The sequence below is a fragment of the Streptococcus oralis genome (assembly GCF_001579175.1).
Lineage (GTDB): Bacteria > Bacillota > Bacilli > Lactobacillales > Streptococcaceae > Streptococcus > Streptococcus oralis_O.
Map to the genome: position 1 here is coordinate 71,724 of NZ_KQ970762.1, position 20,289 is coordinate 92,012.

Sequence of the window (20,289 nt, forward strand, 5' to 3'; positions counted from 1 at the left end):
ATACTTCCTTATTTTTGATAGTCATGAATGATAACACCTTGTACCACACGGTTTACTGTACCTGTAGGAGACGGTGTATCTGGTTTATTTTCGACCTTAAGTGAAGTCAATAGGGCAAAGAGTTGGGCATAAATGATGTAAGGGAAGACACGGTAAATATCATTCAAGACTCCACCACAGCCAAGAGCCACTTCTTTGACATTTTCAAGACCAAAGGCTTGATCACTCAAGAGCACAACACGACGAGCAATCTGGTCACCAGCAACTTCACGAACCAAGTCCAAGTCGTACTTGCGAGTGTAATCTGTCGTTGTGCCAAAGACCAAAACAACGGTATCTTCGTTGATCAATGATTTTGGACCGTGACGGAAGCCGACTGGGCTTTCATACATGGTCGCAACTTGGCCAGCTGTTAATTCCAAAATCTTGAGCTGAGCTTCATGAGCAAGGCCAAAGAAAGGACCAGCACCAAGATAGATGACGCGGTTAAAGTCAAAGTCTACAAGCTCTTTAACATCTGCTGCATTGTCTAGAACTTTGCGGGCAAGGCTAGTCACAACTTCAAAACGTTCAGCTTTCACAGCAAATTCTGTAGGATCAAAGACCAAGAGAGCTGTTAGCATCATCGAAGTAAAGCTAGAAGTCATGGCAAATCCAGCGTCATTGGAAGCTACTGGTTGCAAAAGCAAGAGACTGCGGTCATCACCATGAGCTTGAAGAGCCAATTTACCTTCTGCAGCACATGTAATGGTCACTTGATAGAGTTCATCAACCAAGGCTTTGGCCAAATCAACCGTCGCCACACTTTCAGGTGAATTCCCACTACGAGCAAAGGAAACAAGGACAGTCGCCACATCTTTTTTCAGATAGGTTTCTGGATTGGCAACAATATCAGTTGTCGCAATGGCATTGAAATTCCATTTGCGTTCGTCATAGACTTCCTTAAAGTAAGGTACCAAGGTGTCTCCCACATAAGCAGAAGTACCAGCACCCGTCAAGATGACCTTGATATAGTCATGTTTATCAGCGATACCTTGCAAAAAGGTTGCAATTTCTTCTCGTTTTGCTTGATAGGCTTCAAAAGCCTCTTTCCATACGTCAGGCTGTTGGTAGATCTCACGAGTCGTGATTTCTGCACCCAGTTCAAGTAATTCTTCTTTTGTGTAATCTAACATTGAGTTCCTCTGTTTCTATTGAAATATGGGAATGGGAGTCGACCCCATTCCCATGTATATCTATATAAGGTGTTCTAGCGATTGTTGCGCTGTCACATCATTTTATTGAATGGAGTTCCAACTAAAATCTTGGGGAAAAGTACGATCATCGTCGGAGCACGATTCCATCCTCCTGTCGCCTATTTTCCCTGTGATTTTTACGTTGTCACATCGTATACTCAATGAAAATCAAAGAGCAAACTAGGAAGCTAGCCGCAGGCTGTACTTGAGTACGGCAAGGCGACGCTGACGCGGTTTGAATTTGATTTTTAAAGAGTATTATTCATCTTCATCATCATCGAAGCCCGCTAACAGGTCGTTGACTTTTACAATGCTTTCTGCAGCACGGTTTTTATAGTCTGCATCTGCACCTGTAAGGCTCGCATTGATAAATTCAATCACCATTGGAAGATTCATTCCTGCGTAAAGTTCGATGTCACGACCTTCCATGATCAGACGGCTCACCACATTACACGGTGTTCCACCAAGGAGATCCGCAAAGACAAGGAAATCATCCAAACCATCAATAGCAGCTTCAAATTTTGCAGTAAAGTCTTCTGGACCATCTTCTGGAAGAAGAGCTACCGCGTGAATGTTTTCTTGTGGTCCCATAATCATTTCTGTGCTACCCTTGAGTTCTTCACAGAAACGACCATGACTCACTAAAATTAAGTGTTTTGCCATAAGAAATTATGCTCCCATTCCAAGTAAGAATTTACCAATGGCAGAAAGTCCTACTGCAAGGGCAATAATGATACCGATAGCTTTTGTAGAAGTCATACCTTTCTTACCAAGCAACCAGAAGATAAAGCCAGTGAAGATTGCTGGAAGCAAACGTGGGAAGATTGTGTTCAAGATGTCTTGGAAGTCAATCATCTTTTCACCGATTGGCAATTTGTAAGAAATGTCAAAGTTGATCATTGTTGCTACAAGAGCACCCATCATGAAGACACCAAGTACAGATGCGGCATCAATCAAAGCCGTCAAAGTACTTTGCATGTTGTTGATAAGGTTAACCCCTTCTTTGTAGGCGAATTCCAACTGTTTCCAACGGAAAATGTCATAAGCCACTGCTACCGCAATCCAAAGGAAGATACCCCAAGGTTGGCCTCCAATAGCCATTGTTGCCGCGATAGAACCCATGATAGCTGGTACAAGTGAACCAAAGATAGTATCTCCAAGAGGAGCAAATGGCCCCATCAAACCAGTCTTGATACCGTTAACGGCATCTTTTGACTCAACCCCATCTTTTTCTTCTAGAGCAAGGTCAAAACCAACAATAATAGTATGGAAGAAGTTAGAAGTGTTGAAGAATTGAGTATGAACTTTCATCATTTCTTTCAACTCAGGAGTACCGTCTCCATACATCTTACGCAATTGAGGCAAGAGCATATAAAGGTAACCAGAGGCTTGCATCCGTTCGTAGTTCCAACCCAATTGGAAAGTAAACAAGCTCCGTTTGTTGATTTGATTAAAATCTTCTTTTGTAAGTTTGTAATTAGAATTCGTCATCTTCAATTTCCCCACTTTCTGACTCTGTAGAAGGTGCTACTACAGCCACTTTTTGACTGTTCTTAAAGTGAAGCACTGCTAGGAAGATACCAATAATAGAGATACCAATCATAGACAATCCTTTGAAGTTGTTAACAAAGCCAATCTTTTGAGCAACATCATCAGGAAGAGTACCAAGGATACCCGCAACAGCGCCACCAAGACCTGTTATATTTGAGTAAAGAACAGTCAACATCGCTGTCAAACCGAATCCCATTGCAAGGTAGTGAAGGTTACGTTTAACTGGAAGGTAACGAAGTAAGATTGCAAATCCAAGACCTGGAAGCATACGTCCTGCAAGTGTCAAACCATCTGCAATCCATTGGTATTCTTTAACGAGGTCTACTACCGATTGTACAAAAGCACCACCAAAAGCAAGAGCGAAGAGGACTGGAAGAGCACGAGAAAGAGCCCAAGGAACTGCACCAAGTAGATAGTTACGTTCAATTGCTTTGTAGTCAAAGCGCTCAATCGCAGCATCCACACGATGTGCAAAGAAAGTAGTTGTCATACGTCCAAGAACGTCGAAGTAAGTCAAGAGTGCTGCTACTGGTACAGCGATTGTTGTAACAGCAAGTTCAGCGTCAATCCCTTGAGCTACTGAGAAGGCAGTTGCAAGAACTGCACCAGATGTAGCATCAATACGAGAAGCACCACCAAAGGTACCAACTCCGAGAACCAAGAGTTGCAAGCTACCACCGACATACAAACCAGTTGTCAAATCTCCCATGACCAAACCAGTAATAAAACCAGCAAATACAGGGGAACCTGCAGATGAAACAATTGTCAACTCATCACAGATTTGATAAGCTGAGTACAAAGTGAGAAGTAAAATTTGCCACCATTGTATCATAACAATGACCTCCTAAAAAATTTTTCCTATTTTAATAAACTCAAAAAGTCTGATATTGGATCGTTTGGAACCATTTGAGCTGTGAGTTTAACACCTTTTTCTGCCAGTTTGTGGAAGTCTTCCACATCCTTATCTACCACGTTGATAGAACGTGTGATAGCACGAGTTTCTGGTGTTTGAGACATATTGCCGACATTGAGTGTTTCAAGCGGAACGCCTGCTTCAACCAAACCAAGGAAACGGTCTGGTTTACGTGCAACGATAAAGAGACGTTGGCTATCGTATTTACCAGCAAGGATATTCGCTGCCGCTTTCTCAATTGGCAAGATACTAAGTTTCACACCTGGTGGTGTAGCAAGTTTCAAGCCACTCTTTTCAATATCGTTGTTAACGACTTCATCGTCTACAACCATAATGCGCGAAACGTTTAGTTTCCCTGCCCAAAGATTGGCTACTTGACCGTGGATCAAACGTCCATCGATACGGCATCCTACAATTGTCATAAGTTTTCCCCCTTTATGTGTTTTAGTGTAGGTTTACGAGTTAAATGAATCTCTTCTTTATATTCACCTTCAGTTTCAAAGATGATGATGCGGTTATCACCTTGCTTGAGATAGCTATGAGGGATATAAAGTGAGAGGGTCGGGCCGACATTCCAGAAACGTCCTAGGTGACGCCCGTTGACAAAGGCAACTCCCTTACCAAACTCAGATAAATCTAAGTAGGTATCCTTAGGCTCTTCAACGGTGAAGTCGAAAGCGTAAAAGGCCGGTTGTCCTTCTGTCCATCCTTTTGAAAAATCAATTTTCTCAGGATTATCCAATGGAAGTGGATATTGTTTCCAATTTAACATGAAGTGTAGATCCTTGCAGACACCTGTACGAATTCCTTTACGTTGCGTATCCGCCAAGAACTTATGCCCATAGTTGACACGCCCCATATTTTCGACCAAGATGTCAATCTCTGAAAAACCTTCTCGATTTCCCTGACAGTAGATATCTTCACCAATTTCTGTCTGGTATTGAGTGGCAATCCATTGACCATCTACATAGAGTTGAGCTCGGTCACGTCCATCGATGATACGGAGACGTTCCTCTTCTGCATCCCAACTTGCTTCGGTACGATAAAGAAGGTAGCCATAACTTTGACCAAGTTCTTCCATCGCTTTTGGATAGAGGCTTTCAGTTGGACTTGCCAAGCTATCCAGGGTTTCAAACAAGGAAACTTTTTCGACTAGTGGAATGGATTCCATTTCCATGCTTTCCTTGTAAAGTGGTTCCAACTGTGGATACTCTGGGAAGTGTGTTGCCATCATCTTCTTGACTGCTAGGTATTTAGCAGTTGGATTTCCTTCTTCATCGAGAAGGGCATCATAATCGTAAGATGTAACTTGTGGCAAATCTAGAGTTCCTCGAGCCGAGCAACCATTCATGAAACCAAAGTTTGTGCCTCCATGGAACATGTAGAGGTTGATGGAGCCTTGCTCTAACACCTCTCGAACAGCTTCTGCCAATTCTTTAGGATCCCGTGTGATGATGGGTTCTTTCCAACGGTTGAACCAGCCATCCCAGAATTCCATACACATGAGAGGCCATTTTTTGCCATGCTCATCAAAGAATTCCTGCATTTGTGAAAAGTTGTACGGAGCTTTAGAGCCGAAGTTTCCTGTCACAAAGAGATCATCTTCAATCAAGGTTCCAGCTTTCAGAGTAGCCCTCCAAGGACCGTCTGAAGTAAAGAGTGGGCAATCAATCCCTCGTTCTTCCATCAATTTTCGAATCGCTCTCAGATAAGACTTATCTTCTCCATAAGATCCATATTCATTTTCGACTTGCATCATGAGAATGTTGCCGCCATTTTCCAACAAGCGAGGCACAAGCCTTGGTAATAATTGGTCATAATAGCGAGCAACTGCCTCAACATAAGCCGGATCGGATGAACGGATTCGCATGTTCTTAGTTAAGAGCCAAGCTGGTAAACCGCCGAACTCCCACTCAGCACAGATAAATGGAGACGGACGCACAATGGCGTATAGACCCAAATCCTGTGCGATTTGGAGGAATCTCTCCAAATCCATAGCACCTTCAAAATTAAACTCACCTTCAATAGGTTCATGTAAATTCCATGCTACATAAGTCTCGACTGTATTAAAGCCAAGCGCTTTTAAGTTGTAGAGCGAATGATACCAATCCTCCGCTGGAATTCTAAAATAATGAATGGCGCCGGACAAAATCTTGAACGGTTTTCCATCTAAATAGAAATCGTCCTCAATTTTAAATCTTGTCATGTTACTACCTCTGACTAATTAAGTTTGCGCTTTCATTTATTATAATATTAAATATAATCAAATCTTTTGCATTTGTCAATAGGTTTTAGAAAATTCTTTAAAATTTTTCTATTTTTTTACTTACCGTTTACCGAAATTATCAAAAAATCGCATGAAAGTCGTTTTTTTATGTATGATAATTCACAAGGCTAGAAAATGAAATTTTTTACATGTAACATAACATCTTTAGTCGATTATTTTAATTTTTTTACCTAAATACTACTATTTTCTCAGTATTTATGGTAAAATCAAGGTTGGAGAAAGAGAATCGAGGTGAAATTATGGCTATTCCAAAATACCAATATATTAAAGATGAATTAAAAAACAAAATCATCTCAGGTCAATTTGCGAGTGGAGATAAATTTTATACAGAAGCAGAATTGATTGCGATGTACGATGTTAGTTCGATCACCGTTGTTCGTGCTTTGAATGATCTTGCAAAAGACGGCTATATTGTCCGTCAACAAGGTAAAGGAACTTTCGTTTCACGTGCACGTAAGCACAAACTCGTTGAGTTTTCAGATGTTGAAATCTTTGAAACAAAAGACGATAAAGTTACTGTCCTTTCTATCGAGCGCGGAAACAAGCTTGAATATTTAGAGAAACTCGGCCTACGTGGAGATCAATTCTACTATAAGATTGAACGTATTCGTCAAACAAATGACGTTACATACATCTACCACACATCTTATGTTCCTGAACAATATATCAATGCCAACTATCCAAATCTTGATTATTATAGTTCTATCTATAAACGTTTCAAATTGGATTACCGCATTCACATGAGTGATGAGCATTTTGAGGAAATCAATGAGATTGCCTTTCCAACACCAGAGCATGCTGCTTCTGTACTTGGAATCGATACACAATTCCCAACTGTCTTCCAAACCAAGACTACAAAACTTGAGGCCACTGGCCAAGTCCTTGCCTATAGTGAAACTTATAAGCGAGCAGACTACTACAAAATCAAATTCATCTCATGTAACCGAGGTCATTAAGAAAAAGCCTGAGCCCAGCTCAGGCTTTTTCTGTATTTAATTATAGCACGAGAAAGAAGCTGTGAAAATGCTATGAAAGGTTCTTATTTAATTAGTAGCGTTTTTACTAAAAACAAGTTAAATACTTGCTTCGTTTTTCCTTCTATCTTTATCTTTTATTGGCAATTTTCTCCTAAATCTTATGTTTTCCTCCATTTATTATAGTTCTTATATAAACCCTCTTGACATTTTACCCCTTAGATAATAAAATAAAATTGGTTTTATGTAAACGCTATCATATGCGATAACAACAAGGAGGTTTTGTCATGAAACTAGAAAAGAAACAGCGCTTCTCCATTCGTAAATACGCGGTTGGAGCAGCTTCTGTACTTATAGGATTTGCTTTTAGTGCACAAGTCGTAGCTGCCGACGGGATTACTCCGGCTCCAACAGCTGAAGAAACCGTTCAAACTGTCCAGGAGAGTCCTCAAACTCCCGATGAGGTTGGAGAGTCCAAGGCCCCAGAAAAACTGGAAGAAAAGGCTCAAGAACCTGTAAAAGAGGAGGTCAAAGAAGACACGGAGGCTCCTCATACAGTTACTCCAAAAACGGAAGAAACAACTGCACCAGCTGTGACAGAAAATGCTAGTCCTACTCCGACTACTGAGAAAGAAAGTCCTGCTCCAACTGAAGTTCCTGCAGAAAACTCTCCTTCAGAAAAGAAAAATGAAGCAACCACACCTGCGGTAACCACTCCTAGTACGGAACGAGCAGCTCAAGTAAATGAGAAACTGGCTAAAAGAAAAATGATCTCAATCGATGCTGGACGCAAGTACTTTTCTCCAGATCAACTCAAAGAAATCATCGACAAAGCCAAACACTACGGCTACACGGATCTTCATTTACTAGTTGGAAACGATGGCATGCGTTTCATGTTGGACGACATGACCATCAAAGCCAATGGCAAAACCTATGCAAGTGATGATGTCAAACGTGCGCTCGAAAATGGAACTGATGCCTATTACAAGGATCCAAACGGCAACCATTTAACAGAGAGTCAGATGACAGACTTGATTAACTATGCTAAAAACAAAGGCATTGGTCTCATCCCAACTGTAAATAGCCCTGGCCACATGGATGCGATTTTACATGCCATGAAAGAACTAGGCATCCAAAAACCGAACTTCAACTACTTTGGTAAGGAATCTGCTCGTACCGTTGACCTTGATAACAAAGAAGCTATTGCATTTACCAAAGCTCTGATCGACAAGTATGCTGCTTACTTCGCTGGCAAATCTGATATCTTTAATATCGGACTGGATGAGTATGCCAATGATGCTACAGATGCCAAAGGCTGGAGCGTTCTTCAGGCCTATAAATGGTATCCAGAAGATGGATTCCCAGACAAGGGTTATGATAAATTCATCGCCTATGCTAATGACCTTGCTCGCATCGTCAAATCTCACGGCCTCAAACCAATGGCCTTTAACGACGGTATCTACTACAATAGCGACACTAGCTTTGGAACCTTTGACAAAGACATCATCGTTTCTATGTGGACTGGTGGATGGGGCGGATACGACGTCGCTTCTTCTAAACTTCTAGTTGAAAAAGGCCACCAAATCCTTAATACCAACGATGCTTGGTACTACGTTCTCGGGCGAAATGCCGATGGTCAAGGCTGGTACAACCTCGATCAAGGACTCAATGGTATCAAGAATACTCCAATCACTTCTGTACCAAAATCTGAAGGAGCAGACGTTCCATTCATCGGTGGTATGGTAGCTGCTTGGGCGGATGAACCTTCTGCACGTTATTCACCATCACGCCTCTTCAAACTCATGCGTAGCTTCGCAAATGCCAATGCTGAATACTTCGCAGCTGACTATGAGTCTGCTGAGCAAGCTCTGAAAGAAGTACCAACAGACCTTAACCGCTATACTGCGGAAAGTGTCGCAGCTGTCAAAGAAGCTGAAAAAGCCATTCGTTCACTTGATAGTAACCTCAGCCGTGCCCAACAAGACACCATTGATCAAGCAATCGCAAAACTCCAAGAAGCTGTTAGCAATTTGACCTTCACACCAGAAGCTCAAAAAGAAGAAGACGCGAAACGCGAAGTTGAAAAACTTGCCAAGAACAAGGTAATCTCTATAGATGCTGGACGTAAGTACTTCACGCTCGACCAACTCAAACGTATCGTAGACAAGGCGAGCGAACTCGGCTACTCTGATGTGCATCTTCTCCTAGGAAATGATGGACTTCGCTTCCTACTTGATGACATGACTATCACTGCTAACGGAAAAACTTATGCAAGTGACGATGTCAAAAATGCCATCATTGAAGGAACAAAAGCTTACTACGATGATCCAAACGGAACTACTCTTAGTCAAGCTGAAATCACTGAATTGATCGAGTACGCAAAATCAAAAGGCCTCGGACTCATCCCAGCAATCAACAGCCCAGGTCACATGGACGCCATGCTCGTCGCTATGGAAAAACTTGGAATCAAGAATCCTCAAGCCAACTTTGACAAGGTCTCCAAAACAACCATGGACCTTGAAAACGAAGAAGCGATGAACTTTGTCAAGGCCCTCATCGGCAAGTACATGGACTTCTTTGCAGGCAAGACAAAGATCTTCAACTATGGTACTGACGAATATGCCAATGATGCTACCAACGCGCAAGGCTGGTACTACCTCAAATGGTATGGACTCTATGGCAAGTTTGCTGAGTACTCTAACACTCTTGCTGCTATGGCCAAAGAAAGAGGCCTTCAACCAATGGCCTTCAACGATGGTTTCTACTATGAAGACAAGGATGATGTTGAGTTTGACAAAGATGTCATCATCTCTTACTGGTCTAAGGGATGGTGGGGTTACAACCTTGCATCTCCTCAGTACCTGGCAAGCAAAGGCTACAAATTCCTTAACACCAATGGAGACTGGTACTACATTCTCGGCCAAAAACCTGAAGATGGTGGTGGTTTCCTCAAAAAAGCAATTGAAAACACTAAAAAACACCATTTAACCAGCTTGCATCTACCAAATATCCTGAGGTAGACCTTCCAACCGTCGGAAGCATGCTCGCTATCTGGGCAGACAAGCCAAGTGCTGAGTACAAGGAAGAAGAAATCTTTGAACTCATGACTGCCTTTGCAGACAATAACAAAGATTACTTCCGCGCTAACTACAACGTGCTCCGTGAGGAACTTGCTCAAATCCCTGCAAACTTGGATGGATACAGCAAGGAAAGCTTGGAGGCCCTAAATGCAGCTAAAGAAGCTCTCAACTACAACCTCAATCGGAACAAACAAGCCGAGTTAGACGCTCTCGTAGCCAAGCTCAAAGCAGCCCGCCTAAGCCTCAAACCAGCTGCAACCCACTCAGGAAGCCTCGATGAAAACGAACTAGCTGCCAATGTTGAAACCAAACCAGAACTCATCACAAGAGCAGAAAAGATTCCATTTGAGGTCATCAAGAAGGAAAATCCGAATCTCCCAGCTGGTCAGGAAAAGATCATCACACCAGGTGTAGAGGGCGAACGCACTTATTACATATCTGTCCTTACTGAAAATGGGAAACAAACAGAAACGGTTCTAGATAGCCAAGTAACCAAGGAACCTGTGACCCAAGTGGTTGAAATCGGCGCCCCTATTACTCACAAAGGGGATGAACACGGTCTTGCCCCAGCCGCAGAAGCAAAACCTAGACTGGACATCCAAGAGGAAGAGATTCCGTTCACTACCGTGACACGTGAAAATCCACTCTTGCTCAAAGGGAAGACTCAAGTCCTTACCAAAGGTGTTAACGGTCGTCGCAGTCATTACTACTCTGTAAGCACTACTGCTGATGGCAAAGAAGTGAAGACTCTTGTTGATAGCCTTGTAACGCAAGAAGCAGTGACACAAGTCATTGAAGTCGGAACCCTTGTTACCCATGTAGGGGATGAACACGGTCTTGCCCCAGCTGCAGAAGCAAAACCTAGACTAGACATCCAAGAAGAAGAGATTCCGTTCACTACCGTGACACGTGAAAATCCGCAATTGCCAAAAGGACAAAGTCAAGTCGTCGTTTCCGGAGTAAATGGCCGCCGTACGATTTTCTACTCTGTCAGCACTACTGCTGATGGCAAGGAAGAAAGAACCCTTGTCAATAGTGCGGTATCGCAGGAAGCGATCGATCAGGTTGTCGAAGTCGGAACTGCCGTTGAGAAAGCTGAGCAAGCTAAACCAACTACAGCCAAAGCAGAAGAAAAACAACTCCCTGCAACAGGAAGTCAAGACTCTGCAGGCTTGATCGCAGCAGGACTCATGGCCACGCTAGCAGCCTACGGACTCACTAAGAGAAAAGAAGATTAACCCCCTTCGACAAGAATACAAAAAAGCGAGATTGAATCTCGCTTTTTATTGTTAGGATTAATCACCCAGTCCGATACGTTCAAAGATATCATCCACTCGTTTGGTGTAGTATGCAGGGTTGAAGATTTCATCAATTTCATCTTGAGTGAGGCGTGATGTCACTTCTTGATCTGCTTCGAGAAGGGGTTTAAAGTCCACTTGGTTGTCCCAAGAGTAGGCTGTTTTTGGTTGCACCAAGTCATAGGCTTGCTCACGGGTCATACCTTTTTCAATCAAGGTCAACATAGCCCGCTGGCTAAAGATAAGACCAAAAGTTGAGTTCATGTTGCGGATCATGTTCTCTGGGAAAACCGTCAAGTTCTTGACGATGTTTCCAAAACGGTTGAGCATGTAGTCGATCAAAATAGTTGTATCTGGTGTGATGATACGCTCAGCTGATGAGTGAGAGATATCACGTTCGTGCCAGAGAGCCACGTTTTCATAAGCTGTCACCATGTGACCACGGATAACACGCGCAAGACCTGTCATGTTCTCAGAACCGATAGGGTTGCGTTTGTGAGGCATTGCTGAAGACCCTTTTTGACCTTTGGCAAAGAACTCTTCCACTTCACGTTGTTCTGATTTTTGAAGACCACGAATTTCAGTCGCCATACGCTCGATAGAAGTTGCGATGCTGGCAAGAACCGCAAAGTACTCAGCGTGAAGGTCACGAGGAAGCACCTGTGTAGAGATTTCTTGAGCACGGATACCCAATTTATCGCAGACGTATTTTTCAACGAATGGTGGGATATTGGCAAAGTTACCAACCGCACCAGAAATCTTACCAGCTTCCACACCAGCAGCCGCATGCTCGAAACGCTCGATGTTGCGCTTCATTTCGCTGTACCAAGTGGCCAATTTAAGACCAAATGTTGTCGGCTCAGCGTGCACACCATGAGTACGACCCATCATGATAGTGAACTTGTGCTCCTTAGCCTTGTCAGCGATGATATTGAGGAAGTTTTCAAGATCCTTGCGGATGATGTCATTGGCCTGCTTGTAAAGGAAACCGTAGGCCGTATCCACCACATCAGTAGAAGTCAAACCATAGTGAACCCACTTGCGCTCTTCTCCAAGAGTCTCAGAAACCGCACGTGTGAAGGCCACCACATCGTGGCGAGTCTCCTGCTCAATCTCCAAAATACGGTCGATGTCAAAGTCCGCTTTTTCGCGAATCAAAGCCACATCTTCCTTAGGGATTTCCCCCAACTCAGCCCATGCCTCGTCAGCCAAGATTTCCACCTCAAGCCAAGCACGGTATTTATTTTCTTCACTCCAAATGTTCGCCATCTCAGGGCGAGAGTAACGGTTGATCATTTTCTTCTCCTTAGTCTTTTGGTGTATATAAGTCTTTATAGAACTTATCGTTAAATGATTCAAATTTTTTAGTTTTGCTGTTTAGCTTTCCTCTAAAATAAATATACTCAGGTTCTTTATCTATTAAATCAGCAATATTTTTCGTGTTAGAGCGTTCTTTAATTCTCTCTATATTTGAGAATACCTTCGGATAATCGGAGCCTATAAATTCTATTTGAAGCATATCAGGATTGAAATCTGCAATAGAAACCCATGCTAGACCATAAAATATTCTCTGTCTATCTTCTACAATGTGTCCTGTAGTATCCACAAAATACTCATTAAGGGAAATCAACTCGCCTTCTATTCTAATATTTCTTACATTATTATCAATTTGTGGATTTTCATAAAGTTCCACAAACGTAGCTACTGAATAAAATTGTCTATCCTGTAGTTGATTACTAGAAATATTTGTTCTAGATGAATTTCTTGACTGCTCAGCAATATCAAGTGAACCAACAACTGTATCTCCAGTTACTCTCGCTTTACTCAATGACTTCTTAACAGATATTATTCCACCATCTGAAACCGTTCCTTTAGCTCCTATAAACTCCTTGCTCACCTGGTCCTTAACTTCTTGTGGCGATATGCAAGTACAACCTTCAACATGTAGTTCGTCGTTGTGAGATGGTTTAAAATAAAACCTTTTCCCATCTTTCTTTTTCCAGTTTGTACATGTTAAAGGAATTTGGCAATCTTGATCAATGCACCTAAAATTTTTTTCAGAATTTAATCTTCCTTCAAGGGAATACTTTTGCGCCTCAAAGGCACTAATAGTTTTTTTCACTTCTAAACTATACGCTCGCTCAACCATAACTTACACTCCGTTTCGTATCTAGTAAGAGTTGTTTTCTTTTCGGCCTAAATATACAAAATCCATGATTTCGTGTAAATCATTTAATTCCTTATTTGAATTCTTACTTCTATTTTTAATATAATGCTTCTTGGCCTCTTCAAATTGTGAATACATTTTCCCTGATTCATTCATTGAAGTTCTATCATCCTCAATTTTATCAATTAATAAATCATAAACATTATTATAATTTCCTAACTGTAGATTAACTAAAATTTTGTTTGTCGAAACCTTTAATCCTGTCTCTATATAATATTCCCTAATTTCTTCATTTGTAGGGTACGGAATGGATAATAATTTAGACTTCTCTAACTTCAACCACTCAAGAGCTTGTTTTTTCCCATATGTCTTTATAATGGAAAGACAATACCGATTAGCAATTTGTAAATTCGCATCTTTATCATAAAAATATTTAAGCGTTTTAAAACGTATAATTGGTGGCAATAATGAAAAATCATATAAAACTCCTTGAGGTGATAACAATTCAATAGGATACTTCAAAAAGTAATCAATAAAGAGATAAGCATATAAATCAAATAAGCCATCTTTTACTTGATTCAGCTCAGCGTCAGAAAACTCCTCTGTATGTTGAGTATGTGTTCCATCATTTCCCAATGGACGTATCTTCTCAATTGAAGCTTTCAAATACACTTTCCTATCTTCGGAAAGTTTCTTAAATTGTTCCATATGCTCAGCTTTTCCTAATGTAAAATGAGTATCACTCCCAATATTTAATATTTTTCTAACTATAACTTCTGAGAACTGCCTAATCCCTTTTATTTTACCTCTTTTTGTTAGTCCTACATAAAAAGTATCATGAATTAAATCACCAATCATTTGTTCATATTCAAAGATATTAAAATTTTCCATATCAACCCCTATTCAAACTCCTCTTTCCCAATCCACACAGATGGGTAATGATTTAGTGTATTCAAATCCGTATCTAACGGAACATCATAGATGGCTAGATAGTTTTCAGGGTATTGCCCAACTAGCTCTTCATACTTAGCTTTCACCTTTTCGTGATCACTACTAGCATACAAAACTTCGACGACTGCTCCGGTCTTATCCTTTTCAACAAATGCATTGACGATGATTTGAATCATAGATTTTTTCAATTAAATTCTAAAAATTTTCTTCTTCCTCAGGATCTTCGTAAGCAAAAAATTCAATCGAAAGTTTTATAGGACGGCTCGTTAATCCAAAACTCTTTATATAATCATAGACCTCATCATCATCGCGCGTATGCTCTATTATTAGTTGATTATTTGTTCTCTCTACAATATGAATCCCTTCTGCATCTGGAATTTCTGGAATGACTACATCATCCGCATAAGTAAATGTTAGAGTAGTAATATCATCTTCAAATACATCATCAAATTCTTCTATCATCCTAAAAATCAATCCCTTCCCCTAATTTAACCACACTATTTAGCACATCACTAAACAAAGTTATATGCCCTACCCTACGGTTATGCTTGTCTTCTATGGTCACTTATTTACCGCCCACTCCGCCGCTTTCTCTGCATGAATCACTGTTGTGTCATAGAGTGGCAGGTCAGTGTCGGATTGCTTGACGAGGAGACCAATCTCGGTACACCCCAAGATAACAGCTTCAGCGCCTGCTTTTTTCAAATCATCTATAACGGCAAGATAAGTCTGCTTTGAGTTTTCTTTGATGTTCCCTAGGCAAAGTTCGTCATAAATAATTCGATTGACCTCTGTAATTCCAGCTTGGTCTGGAATCAGCACTTCTAACCCAGACTCTATTAATTTCTCCTTGTAAAAATCTTGGGTCATGGTGTACTTGGTCCCTAGGAGGCCGACTTTTTGAATACCGTCAGCCAACAAGGCCTGCGCAGTTGCCTGCGCAATATGCAAGATTGGAATCGTAATCTTTTCTTGTATCTGCGGAGCAACCTTGTGCATGGTGTTGGTACAAATAACGATGAAATCCGCACCAGCTTGCTCCAGGCGCTGAGCAATATCTGCCAACAGTTGACCGCTTTTCTCCCAGTCTCCGACTGCTTGATAATGCTCAATCTCTGCAAAATCAACACTATAAAGTAGAATCTTAGCAGAATGCAGGCCACCCAGCTCTTTTTTGATGGTTTCGTTGATGATTTGGTAGTAAGATGTGGTGCTTTCCCAACTCATACCACCAATCAGACCAATAGTTTTCATAGGCTAATTAAACTCCTCCTTGCTTATCACAACCGACGGATAGTGCGGCAAGCTACTTAGATCCGTATCCAATGGCGAATTAAATCTAAATAACTTAAAAATTATTGATATAAGTGTTATACAGCTTAATTATTTAAATATTTAATAATCATTTCTGTTACAATCCTCACAGGATTTTGCTCAATATTATAAAATGCGTATCCCAGTAAGATGAATAATGATATACAGTAAAAAGCTACAAAACTTTTAGATGATATTTTTAGATTTTCCTTTTTCTGCAATACAGATGTTCCTTCATAAAGTAGAACAAATAAAGTCATTATCAAAATTGAAAAAATTGAAATATTTCTGATTCTATCAATTTTAAAATTTGTAAACAACTTTAAAAACTCTGGCATAGGAGCCGAAATTGATTCAATGGTTGATTGTAAACCAGAAAACTTACTAAAATCAATTTTTGTATTTGTTTCCCAAAATTCTTTTACATTAGTTGGTAAAAAATTTAAAAGATAAAAGACTACAATACTTACTACTGGAGGAATCAGTTCAAATTTATAGTCAATTCCTAACCTCCAATATCTTAAAATTTTTATCAATGAAATTACCATAATTATAAAAATCATTAACTTTCCTGCCAATGAATAAAAAAGGTAGATCCCAAAAAATATCAAAAAACATAAAACCATAGGACCATAATCGCTATGATTTGTTGAATTAGAATTATTACTTTCTTTGTTGATATTCTGAGTAAAATAATACTTGTCACCAATATCAATATTTACCGATGGAGTAGATGGTTTGAAAAGAAAAACAACACCAATAAATGACATGATTAATTCTAGAATTGGCACAACATATTGAACAAAAGTTTCCAAAACCACCTCCTAAAAATCAATCCCTTCCCCTAATTCAACCACACTATTCGGCATATCACTAAACAAAGTCACATGTCCCATCTTACGGTTGTGCTTCGCTTCTATTTTACCATACATATGGATGTGGGCGCTTGGATTTTCTGCGACATATTTTTCAGCGGCCTCGACATGCTGGCCGAGGACATTGAGCATGACGGCTGGGGCATGCAGGTGGATAGCTGGCAATGGTGCTCCCAGAACACCGAGAATATGGGTATCAAACTGCGAGAAGTCGCAGGCTTCGATAGAATAATGCCCAGAGTTGTGTGGTCGCGGAGCAATCTCATTGACGATAATGTCGTCAGCTGTCGCAAACATTTCCACACAAAGTGTTCCAGACAAATTGAGCTGGTCTGCGATTCGTACCGCCATAGCTTTAGCCTTGTCAGCCAGAATTGCTGAAATGCGAGCTGGGACGATAGTCTTAGATAGGATATTGTTGCGGTGGATATTTTCCTGAACTGGGAAAACTGTCACGTCCTTGCCATTTCCTGATACGATGACAGAAATTTCAAGGTCAAAATTGACAAATTCTTCCAAAACGCAGTCTGCTGAATCCGCTAGTGCATAGGCTTCTTCCAAATCTGCTTCTGAGCGAATGACCTTTTGTCCATGCCCATCATAGCCACCAGTCGCAGTCTTGAGGACATAGTTTTTCGACAGGTCAATATCTGCCAAGTCTTGTCTAGAAGTCACGACCTTGTAGGGCGCCACGGTGACTTGAGCTTTGTTGGAAAGGAAGTCCTTTTCAAAGATACGATTTTGAGAAATGCGGAGTAGGTCCGTCCCTTGAGGGAGCTGACCATTCTTGATAACAGCATCCAAACCGTCAGCATCGACATTTTCAAACTCATAGGTGAGGACATCGCAACGCTCAGCCAGCTGACGAAGGGCATCCACATCGTTATAAGGCGCCACGATGATTTCCGCCACACGAGAAGCTGGGCAATCCGCCGCAGGATCCAGCGCTATAACCTTGTGCCCCATGTAGATAGCAGAAATGGCCATCATCTGACCCAGCTGACCGCCACCGATAATTCCGATTGTTTTAGATAAGCTCATTTGTCGACTCCTCTGCGATTTTTCCTTGTTCTTCTGCAAAATCTGCCAAAGCTGTCGCGATAGCCGAATTCTCTACTGACAGGAGACGGAGGGCAAAGAGAGCAGCGTTGATCGCACCCGCTTCACCGATAGCCATGGTTGCGACTGGTACACCACCTGGCATCTGTACAATCGAGTAAAGCGAGTCCACGCCACTAAGAGCACGTGATTTGACTGGTACACCAATGACAGGAAGGGTTGTTTTGGCAGCTACCATACCTGGCAAATGAGCTGCGCCTCCAGCACCTGCGATGATAACCTTGATGCCACGGCTACGAGCTTCTTCGGCATGTTTGAACATGAGGTCTGGTGTGCGGTGAGCAGAAACAACTTTCTTTTCGTAGGCTACACCGAAGCGGTCTAGGACTTCGGCTGTTTTTTGCATGGTTGCCCAATCGGATTTGGAGCCCATGATGATGGAAATTACTGGTTTCATTTTTAATCCTTTTTCTTCCTTTTTTGACAATCACCTTAGGTTGTGAGGGACGGTAGCAGCCACCAAAGGTGTCTCATACCTAAATCGTAAGCCCAAGGTCTTCCAATTTCCCTGAACGATTGGATGATAATCCAATCGTTCTTTCACAAAGGCGGTGATTGTTCTATATTGGCTCGCTAACGCTCGCAAACCATACGATCATTAACGTATTCTGTGAATTTTTATTTTTCTTTTTGATAATGGTCTTAGGTGGTGGGGACGGAAGCAAACCTTCGGTTTCATTCCTAAACTTTGAGCCTAAGTCTCAAATCTCCCCCCGACCAGAACAGTAATAGTTCTGGTCTTTTCACCACGGCGATCATTATCGTATTTGGCGACTTCGTCGCGTTATTTTTATACTTTTACTTTATAGCCTTGCTTCCGATATCTGTTCGGTAAAAGAGGCCTTCTGTTTTTTGTTGGGAGAGTTCTTGGTAGATGGTTTCTTGGGCTTCTTTGACGGTGTCTGCTGTGGTAACGAGCATATAGACACGTCCACCGTTTGATAGAAGTGCTCTGCTATTTTCCGCAAACTTAGCCCCTGCATAGTAGGTGGTGATATCGCCGTCGGTTTTTGCTGGCAATTCAACACCCTTTTCATAATCTAGTGGGTAGCCCTTGGATGCGACAACTACACCAAGTGTCACACCATTGTCCGTCCATGTGATGTTTGGCTCCTTACCATCAAGGATATCCGTAATATTTTGTGCAAAGTCAGATGTCAGACGAGGCAAGATAATCTGAGTTTCGGGATCTCCGAAGCGAGCGTTAAACTCTATAACCTTCGGACCGTCAGCAGTCAAAATAAGCCCTGCGTAAAGGACACCAAGATACTGACGACCTTCTTTGATCATCCCTTCAAGGACTGGCTTGACAATGGTGTCAACCGCCGTATCAACCACGCTCTGTGGCAAGTGTGGAACTGGCGCATATGCACCCATCCCACCAGTATTAGGGCCCTTATCACCATCGTAAGCACGTTTGTGATCCTGAGCCGTTGGCATGATGTAGAATTTGTCCTCATTGACAAAGGCAAAGAGAGAGAACTCCTCACCGTCGAGGAATTCCTCGATAACCACACGCGCACCTGAGTCACCGAATTTATTGTCCAAAAGCATCTCGTGAGCGGCTTCGACCGCTTGCTCAACCGTTTCAGCTACGACAACACCTTTACCGAGTGCCAAACCATCTGCCTTGACAACGATAGGAGCGCCTTTCTCCTCGATATAGGCCTTGGCCTCCTCGAAATCTGAAAATGTGCCATAGGCTGCTGTCGGAACACCGTATTTAACCATGATTTCCTTAGCAAAATCCTTGGACCACTCCAGCTCCGCTGCCAATCTTGTCGGACCAAAGGCCTTGAGACCAGCTGCATTGAAATCATCCACAATCCCAGCTGCAAGCGCATCATCTGGCCCGATAAAGGTCCAAGCAATATCATTAGCCTTTGCGAACTCTATTAACTTAGAATGTTCGGAAATAGAGATATTTACCAATTCCAGACCATCCAGAGTCATCCCGTTATTCCCAGGAGCTACAAAGACTTTTTCAACGTCTTTTGACTCAAGCAATTTCTTAGCAATGGCATGTTCACGACCACCCGAGCCGACAACTAACAGCTTCATCTCTCAACCTCTTTTGCGAATTATTTACTAACATTATATCACAAACGTTCGTTTTAATCTAATTATATTTGCGAGTAAAAAATACAACATCGAGTAAACTTACTGAACCTATTTCATTTTTAGCCTTTAAACATTCAATACCGCCTCATTATAAAACAAGGCGGTATTGAGTGCGGAATATCTCTAAAAGTATGTAGAAAAGCTTCATTAGGCATTAAGCTTACCAGCTATAAGAAATATGATTTATTTGTTTCATCCTTATATCGGTTACCTCAAAACAATCCGGCGTAAATATAGCCAAATTGAATCCTTCGGGATTCATAACACTGCGGAATTCAATTCCTTGATAAATTAATTCTCCAGAAATTGGTTTGGTTAGAGATTTCACAAAATCAGCTATATATTGAGTAGGGATATAATCTAGAATATCATCAGAATTTCTCATTACTCGCCCCATCTCAGAA

Annotated in this window: 19 protein-coding genes and 3 pseudogenes; 2 read left to right on the top strand and 20 right to left on the bottom strand. The window is 41.5% G+C overall.

Features of this window, described 5'->3' with window-relative positions:
- Positions 1 to 8: 8 nt before the first annotated feature.
- The 6 genes from SORDD24_RS09750 to SORDD24_RS09775 all read right to left on the bottom strand — a co-directional run bounded on the left by SORDD24_RS09750 (position 9) and on the right by SORDD24_RS09775 (position 5,905).
- The gene (locus tag SORDD24_RS09750) at positions 9 to 1,175 is read right to left on the bottom strand and encodes an SIS domain-containing protein (protein ID WP_061409938.1); all 1,167 of its coding nucleotides are present in this window, start codon (positions 1,173 to 1,175) and stop codon (positions 9 to 11) included.
- A gap of 318 nt (positions 1,176 to 1,493) precedes the next feature.
- The gene (locus tag SORDD24_RS09755) at positions 1,494 to 1,898 is read right to left on the bottom strand and encodes a PTS sugar transporter subunit IIA (RefSeq protein ID WP_081103580.1); all 405 of its coding nucleotides are present in this window, start codon (positions 1,896 to 1,898) and stop codon (positions 1,494 to 1,496) included.
- 6 nt (positions 1,899 to 1,904) lie between these two features.
- On the bottom strand, positions 1,905 to 2,726 hold the full coding sequence (locus tag SORDD24_RS09760; RefSeq protein ID WP_061409940.1) for a PTS system mannose/fructose/sorbose family transporter subunit IID: 822 nt from the start codon (positions 2,724 to 2,726) through the stop codon (positions 1,905 to 1,907).
- Positions 2,713 to 3,618, bottom strand: coding sequence for a PTS mannose/fructose/sorbose/N-acetylgalactosamine transporter subunit IIC (locus SORDD24_RS09765; RefSeq protein WP_061409942.1), 906 nt, complete (start codon positions 3,616 to 3,618; stop codon positions 2,713 to 2,715). The genes SORDD24_RS09760 and SORDD24_RS09765 overlap by 14 nt, the downstream gene beginning before the upstream one ends.
- 26 nt (positions 3,619 to 3,644) lie before the next feature.
- A complete protein-coding gene (locus tag SORDD24_RS09770; protein WP_061409943.1) occupies positions 3,645 to 4,121 on the bottom strand; it encodes a PTS sugar transporter subunit IIB in 477 nt (158 codons plus the stop codon).
- On the bottom strand, positions 4,118 to 5,905 hold the full coding sequence (locus SORDD24_RS09775; RefSeq protein WP_061409945.1) for a glycoside hydrolase family 35 protein: 1,788 nt from the start codon (positions 5,903 to 5,905) through the stop codon (positions 4,118 to 4,120). Before SORDD24_RS09775 ends, SORDD24_RS09770 begins: the two co-directional genes overlap by 4 nt.
- A gap of 278 nt (positions 5,906 to 6,183) precedes the next feature.
- Between SORDD24_RS09775 and SORDD24_RS09780 the strand changes: the two genes are divergently transcribed.
- Both SORDD24_RS09780 and strH read left to right on the top strand, forming a co-directional pair.
- Positions 6,184 to 6,942, top strand: coding sequence for a GntR family transcriptional regulator (locus tag SORDD24_RS09780; RefSeq protein ID WP_193750115.1), 759 nt, complete (start codon positions 6,184 to 6,186; stop codon positions 6,940 to 6,942).
- Between the two features lie 305 nt (positions 6,943 to 7,247).
- Positions 7,248 to 11,278 (top strand): annotated as a pseudogene (gene strH, locus SORDD24_RS09785) (LPXTG-anchored beta-N-acetylhexosaminidase StrH).
- Between the two features lie 57 nt (positions 11,279 to 11,335).
- On the opposite strand, the gene purB reads toward strH, so the two are convergent.
- The 14 genes and pseudogenes from purB to SORDD24_RS11940 form a co-directional block, all read right to left on the bottom strand.
- Positions 11,336 to 12,634: an adenylosuccinate lyase gene (purB, locus tag SORDD24_RS09790; RefSeq protein ID WP_061409948.1), complete on the bottom strand. Its 1,299-nt coding sequence runs from the start codon at positions 12,632 to 12,634 to the stop codon at positions 11,336 to 11,338.
- A gap of 10 nt (positions 12,635 to 12,644) precedes the next feature.
- Complete coding sequence (locus tag SORDD24_RS09795; protein WP_061409950.1) at positions 12,645 to 13,487, bottom strand: hypothetical protein; 843 nt, start codon at positions 13,485 to 13,487, stop codon at positions 12,645 to 12,647.
- 21 nt (positions 13,488 to 13,508) lie between these two features.
- Positions 13,509 to 14,396, bottom strand: a complete 888-nt coding sequence (locus SORDD24_RS09800) for a hypothetical protein (RefSeq protein WP_061409952.1) — start codon at positions 14,394 to 14,396, stop codon at positions 13,509 to 13,511.
- An 8-nt stretch (positions 14,397 to 14,404) separates the two neighbouring features.
- Complete coding sequence (locus SORDD24_RS09805) at positions 14,405 to 14,632, bottom strand: hypothetical protein (RefSeq protein WP_061409954.1); 228 nt, start codon at positions 14,630 to 14,632, stop codon at positions 14,405 to 14,407.
- Positions 14,633 to 14,651: 19 nt separating this feature from the next.
- Positions 14,652 to 14,918: a hypothetical protein gene (locus tag SORDD24_RS09810; RefSeq protein WP_155720156.1), complete on the bottom strand. Its 267-nt coding sequence runs from the start codon at positions 14,916 to 14,918 to the stop codon at positions 14,652 to 14,654.
- 1 nt (position 14,919) lies between these two features.
- A pseudogene (locus tag SORDD24_RS12050) lies at positions 14,920 to 15,015 on the bottom strand (phosphoribosylaminoimidazole carboxylase); the annotation flags it as partial.
- A 2-nt stretch (positions 15,016 to 15,017) separates the two neighbouring features.
- Positions 15,018 to 15,710 carry an aspartate/glutamate racemase family protein gene (locus SORDD24_RS09815; protein WP_061409958.1) on the bottom strand — a complete coding sequence of 231 codons (693 nt, stop codon included), beginning with the start codon at positions 15,708 to 15,710 and terminating at the stop codon, positions 15,018 to 15,020.
- 3 nt (positions 15,711 to 15,713) lie between these two features.
- Positions 15,714 to 15,794: pseudogene (locus SORDD24_RS12055) on the bottom strand (phosphoribosylaminoimidazole carboxylase); the annotation flags it as partial.
- A gap of 41 nt (positions 15,795 to 15,835) precedes the next feature.
- Positions 15,836 to 16,585 (bottom strand): hypothetical protein, encoded by a 750-nt coding sequence (locus SORDD24_RS09820; RefSeq protein WP_061409960.1) that lies wholly within the window; start codon positions 16,583 to 16,585, stop codon positions 15,836 to 15,838.
- A gap of 9 nt (positions 16,586 to 16,594) precedes the next feature.
- Complete coding sequence (purK, locus tag SORDD24_RS09825) at positions 16,595 to 17,686, bottom strand: 5-(carboxyamino)imidazole ribonucleotide synthase (RefSeq protein WP_061409962.1); 1,092 nt, start codon at positions 17,684 to 17,686, stop codon at positions 16,595 to 16,597.
- A complete protein-coding gene (purE, locus tag SORDD24_RS09830; RefSeq protein ID WP_061409964.1) occupies positions 17,673 to 18,161 on the bottom strand; it encodes a 5-(carboxyamino)imidazole ribonucleotide mutase in 489 nt (162 codons plus the stop codon). The genes purK and purE overlap by 14 nt, the downstream gene beginning before the upstream one ends.
- 30 nt (positions 18,162 to 18,191) lie before the next feature.
- Positions 18,192 to 18,308 carry a phosphoribosylaminoimidazole carboxylase gene (locus tag SORDD24_RS12000; RefSeq protein ID WP_081103582.1) on the bottom strand — a complete coding sequence of 39 codons (117 nt, stop codon included), beginning with the start codon at positions 18,306 to 18,308 and terminating at the stop codon, positions 18,192 to 18,194.
- A gap of 254 nt (positions 18,309 to 18,562) precedes the next feature.
- Positions 18,563 to 19,825 (bottom strand): phosphoribosylamine--glycine ligase, encoded by a 1,263-nt coding sequence (purD, locus tag SORDD24_RS09835; protein ID WP_061409966.1) that lies wholly within the window; start codon positions 19,823 to 19,825, stop codon positions 18,563 to 18,565.
- A gap of 220 nt (positions 19,826 to 20,045) precedes the next feature.
- Positions 20,046 to 20,282, bottom strand: coding sequence for an RES family NAD+ phosphorylase (locus SORDD24_RS11940; RefSeq protein ID WP_269139595.1), 237 nt, complete (start codon positions 20,280 to 20,282; stop codon positions 20,046 to 20,048).
- Positions 20,283 to 20,289 lie beyond the last annotated feature (7 nt).

Excerpts from the sequence above, each read along its gene's own strand:
- SORDD24_RS11940 (WP_269139595.1), bottom strand. The coding sequence starts at position 20,282 with ATGGGGCGAGTAATGAGAAATTCTGATGATATTCTAGATTATATCCCT.
- purK (WP_061409962.1), bottom strand. The coding sequence starts at position 17,686 with ATGAGCTTATCTAAAACAATCGGAATTATCGGTGGCGGTCAGCTGGGT.
- SORDD24_RS09765 (WP_061409942.1), bottom strand. The coding sequence starts at position 3,618 with ATGATACAATGGTGGCAAATTTTACTTCTCACTTTGTACTCAGCTTAT.
- purE (WP_061409964.1), bottom strand. The coding sequence starts at position 18,161 with ATGAAACCAGTAATTTCCATCATCATGGGCTCCAAATCCGATTGGGCA.
- SORDD24_RS09775 (WP_061409945.1), bottom strand. The coding sequence starts at position 5,905 with ATGACAAGATTTAAAATTGAGGACGATTTCTATTTAGATGGAAAACCG.
- SORDD24_RS09800 (WP_061409952.1), bottom strand. The coding sequence starts at position 14,396 with ATGGAAAATTTTAATATCTTTGAATATGAACAAATGATTGGTGATTTA.
- SORDD24_RS09805 (WP_061409954.1), bottom strand. The coding sequence starts at position 14,632 with ATGATTCAAATCATCGTCAATGCATTTGTTGAAAAGGATAAGACCGGA.
- SORDD24_RS09770 (WP_061409943.1), bottom strand. The coding sequence starts at position 4,121 with ATGACAATTGTAGGATGCCGTATCGATGGACGTTTGATCCACGGTCAA.
- SORDD24_RS09810 (WP_155720156.1), bottom strand. The coding sequence starts at position 14,918 with ATGATAGAAGAATTTGATGATGTATTTGAAGATGATATTACTACTCTA.
- SORDD24_RS09755 (WP_081103580.1), bottom strand. The coding sequence starts at position 1,898 with ATGGCAAAACACTTAATTTTAGTGAGTCATGGTCGTTTCTGTGAAGAA.
- purD (WP_061409966.1), bottom strand. The coding sequence starts at position 19,825 with ATGAAGCTGTTAGTTGTCGGCTCGGGTGGTCGTGAACATGCCATTGCT.
- SORDD24_RS09780 (WP_193750115.1), top strand. The coding sequence starts at position 6,184 with ATGGTAAAATCAAGGTTGGAGAAAGAGAATCGAGGTGAAATTATGGCT.
- purB (WP_061409948.1), bottom strand. The coding sequence starts at position 12,634 with ATGATCAACCGTTACTCTCGCCCTGAGATGGCGAACATTTGGAGTGAA.
- SORDD24_RS09760 (WP_061409940.1), bottom strand. The coding sequence starts at position 2,726 with ATGACGAATTCTAATTACAAACTTACAAAAGAAGATTTTAATCAAATC.
- SORDD24_RS09750 (WP_061409938.1), bottom strand. The coding sequence starts at position 1,175 with ATGTTAGATTACACAAAAGAAGAATTACTTGAACTGGGTGCAGAAATC.
- SORDD24_RS09795 (WP_061409950.1), bottom strand. The coding sequence starts at position 13,487 with ATGGTTGAGCGAGCGTATAGTTTAGAAGTGAAAAAAACTATTAGTGCC.
- SORDD24_RS09815 (WP_061409958.1), bottom strand. The coding sequence starts at position 15,710 with ATGAAAACTATTGGTCTGATTGGTGGTATGAGTTGGGAAAGCACCACA.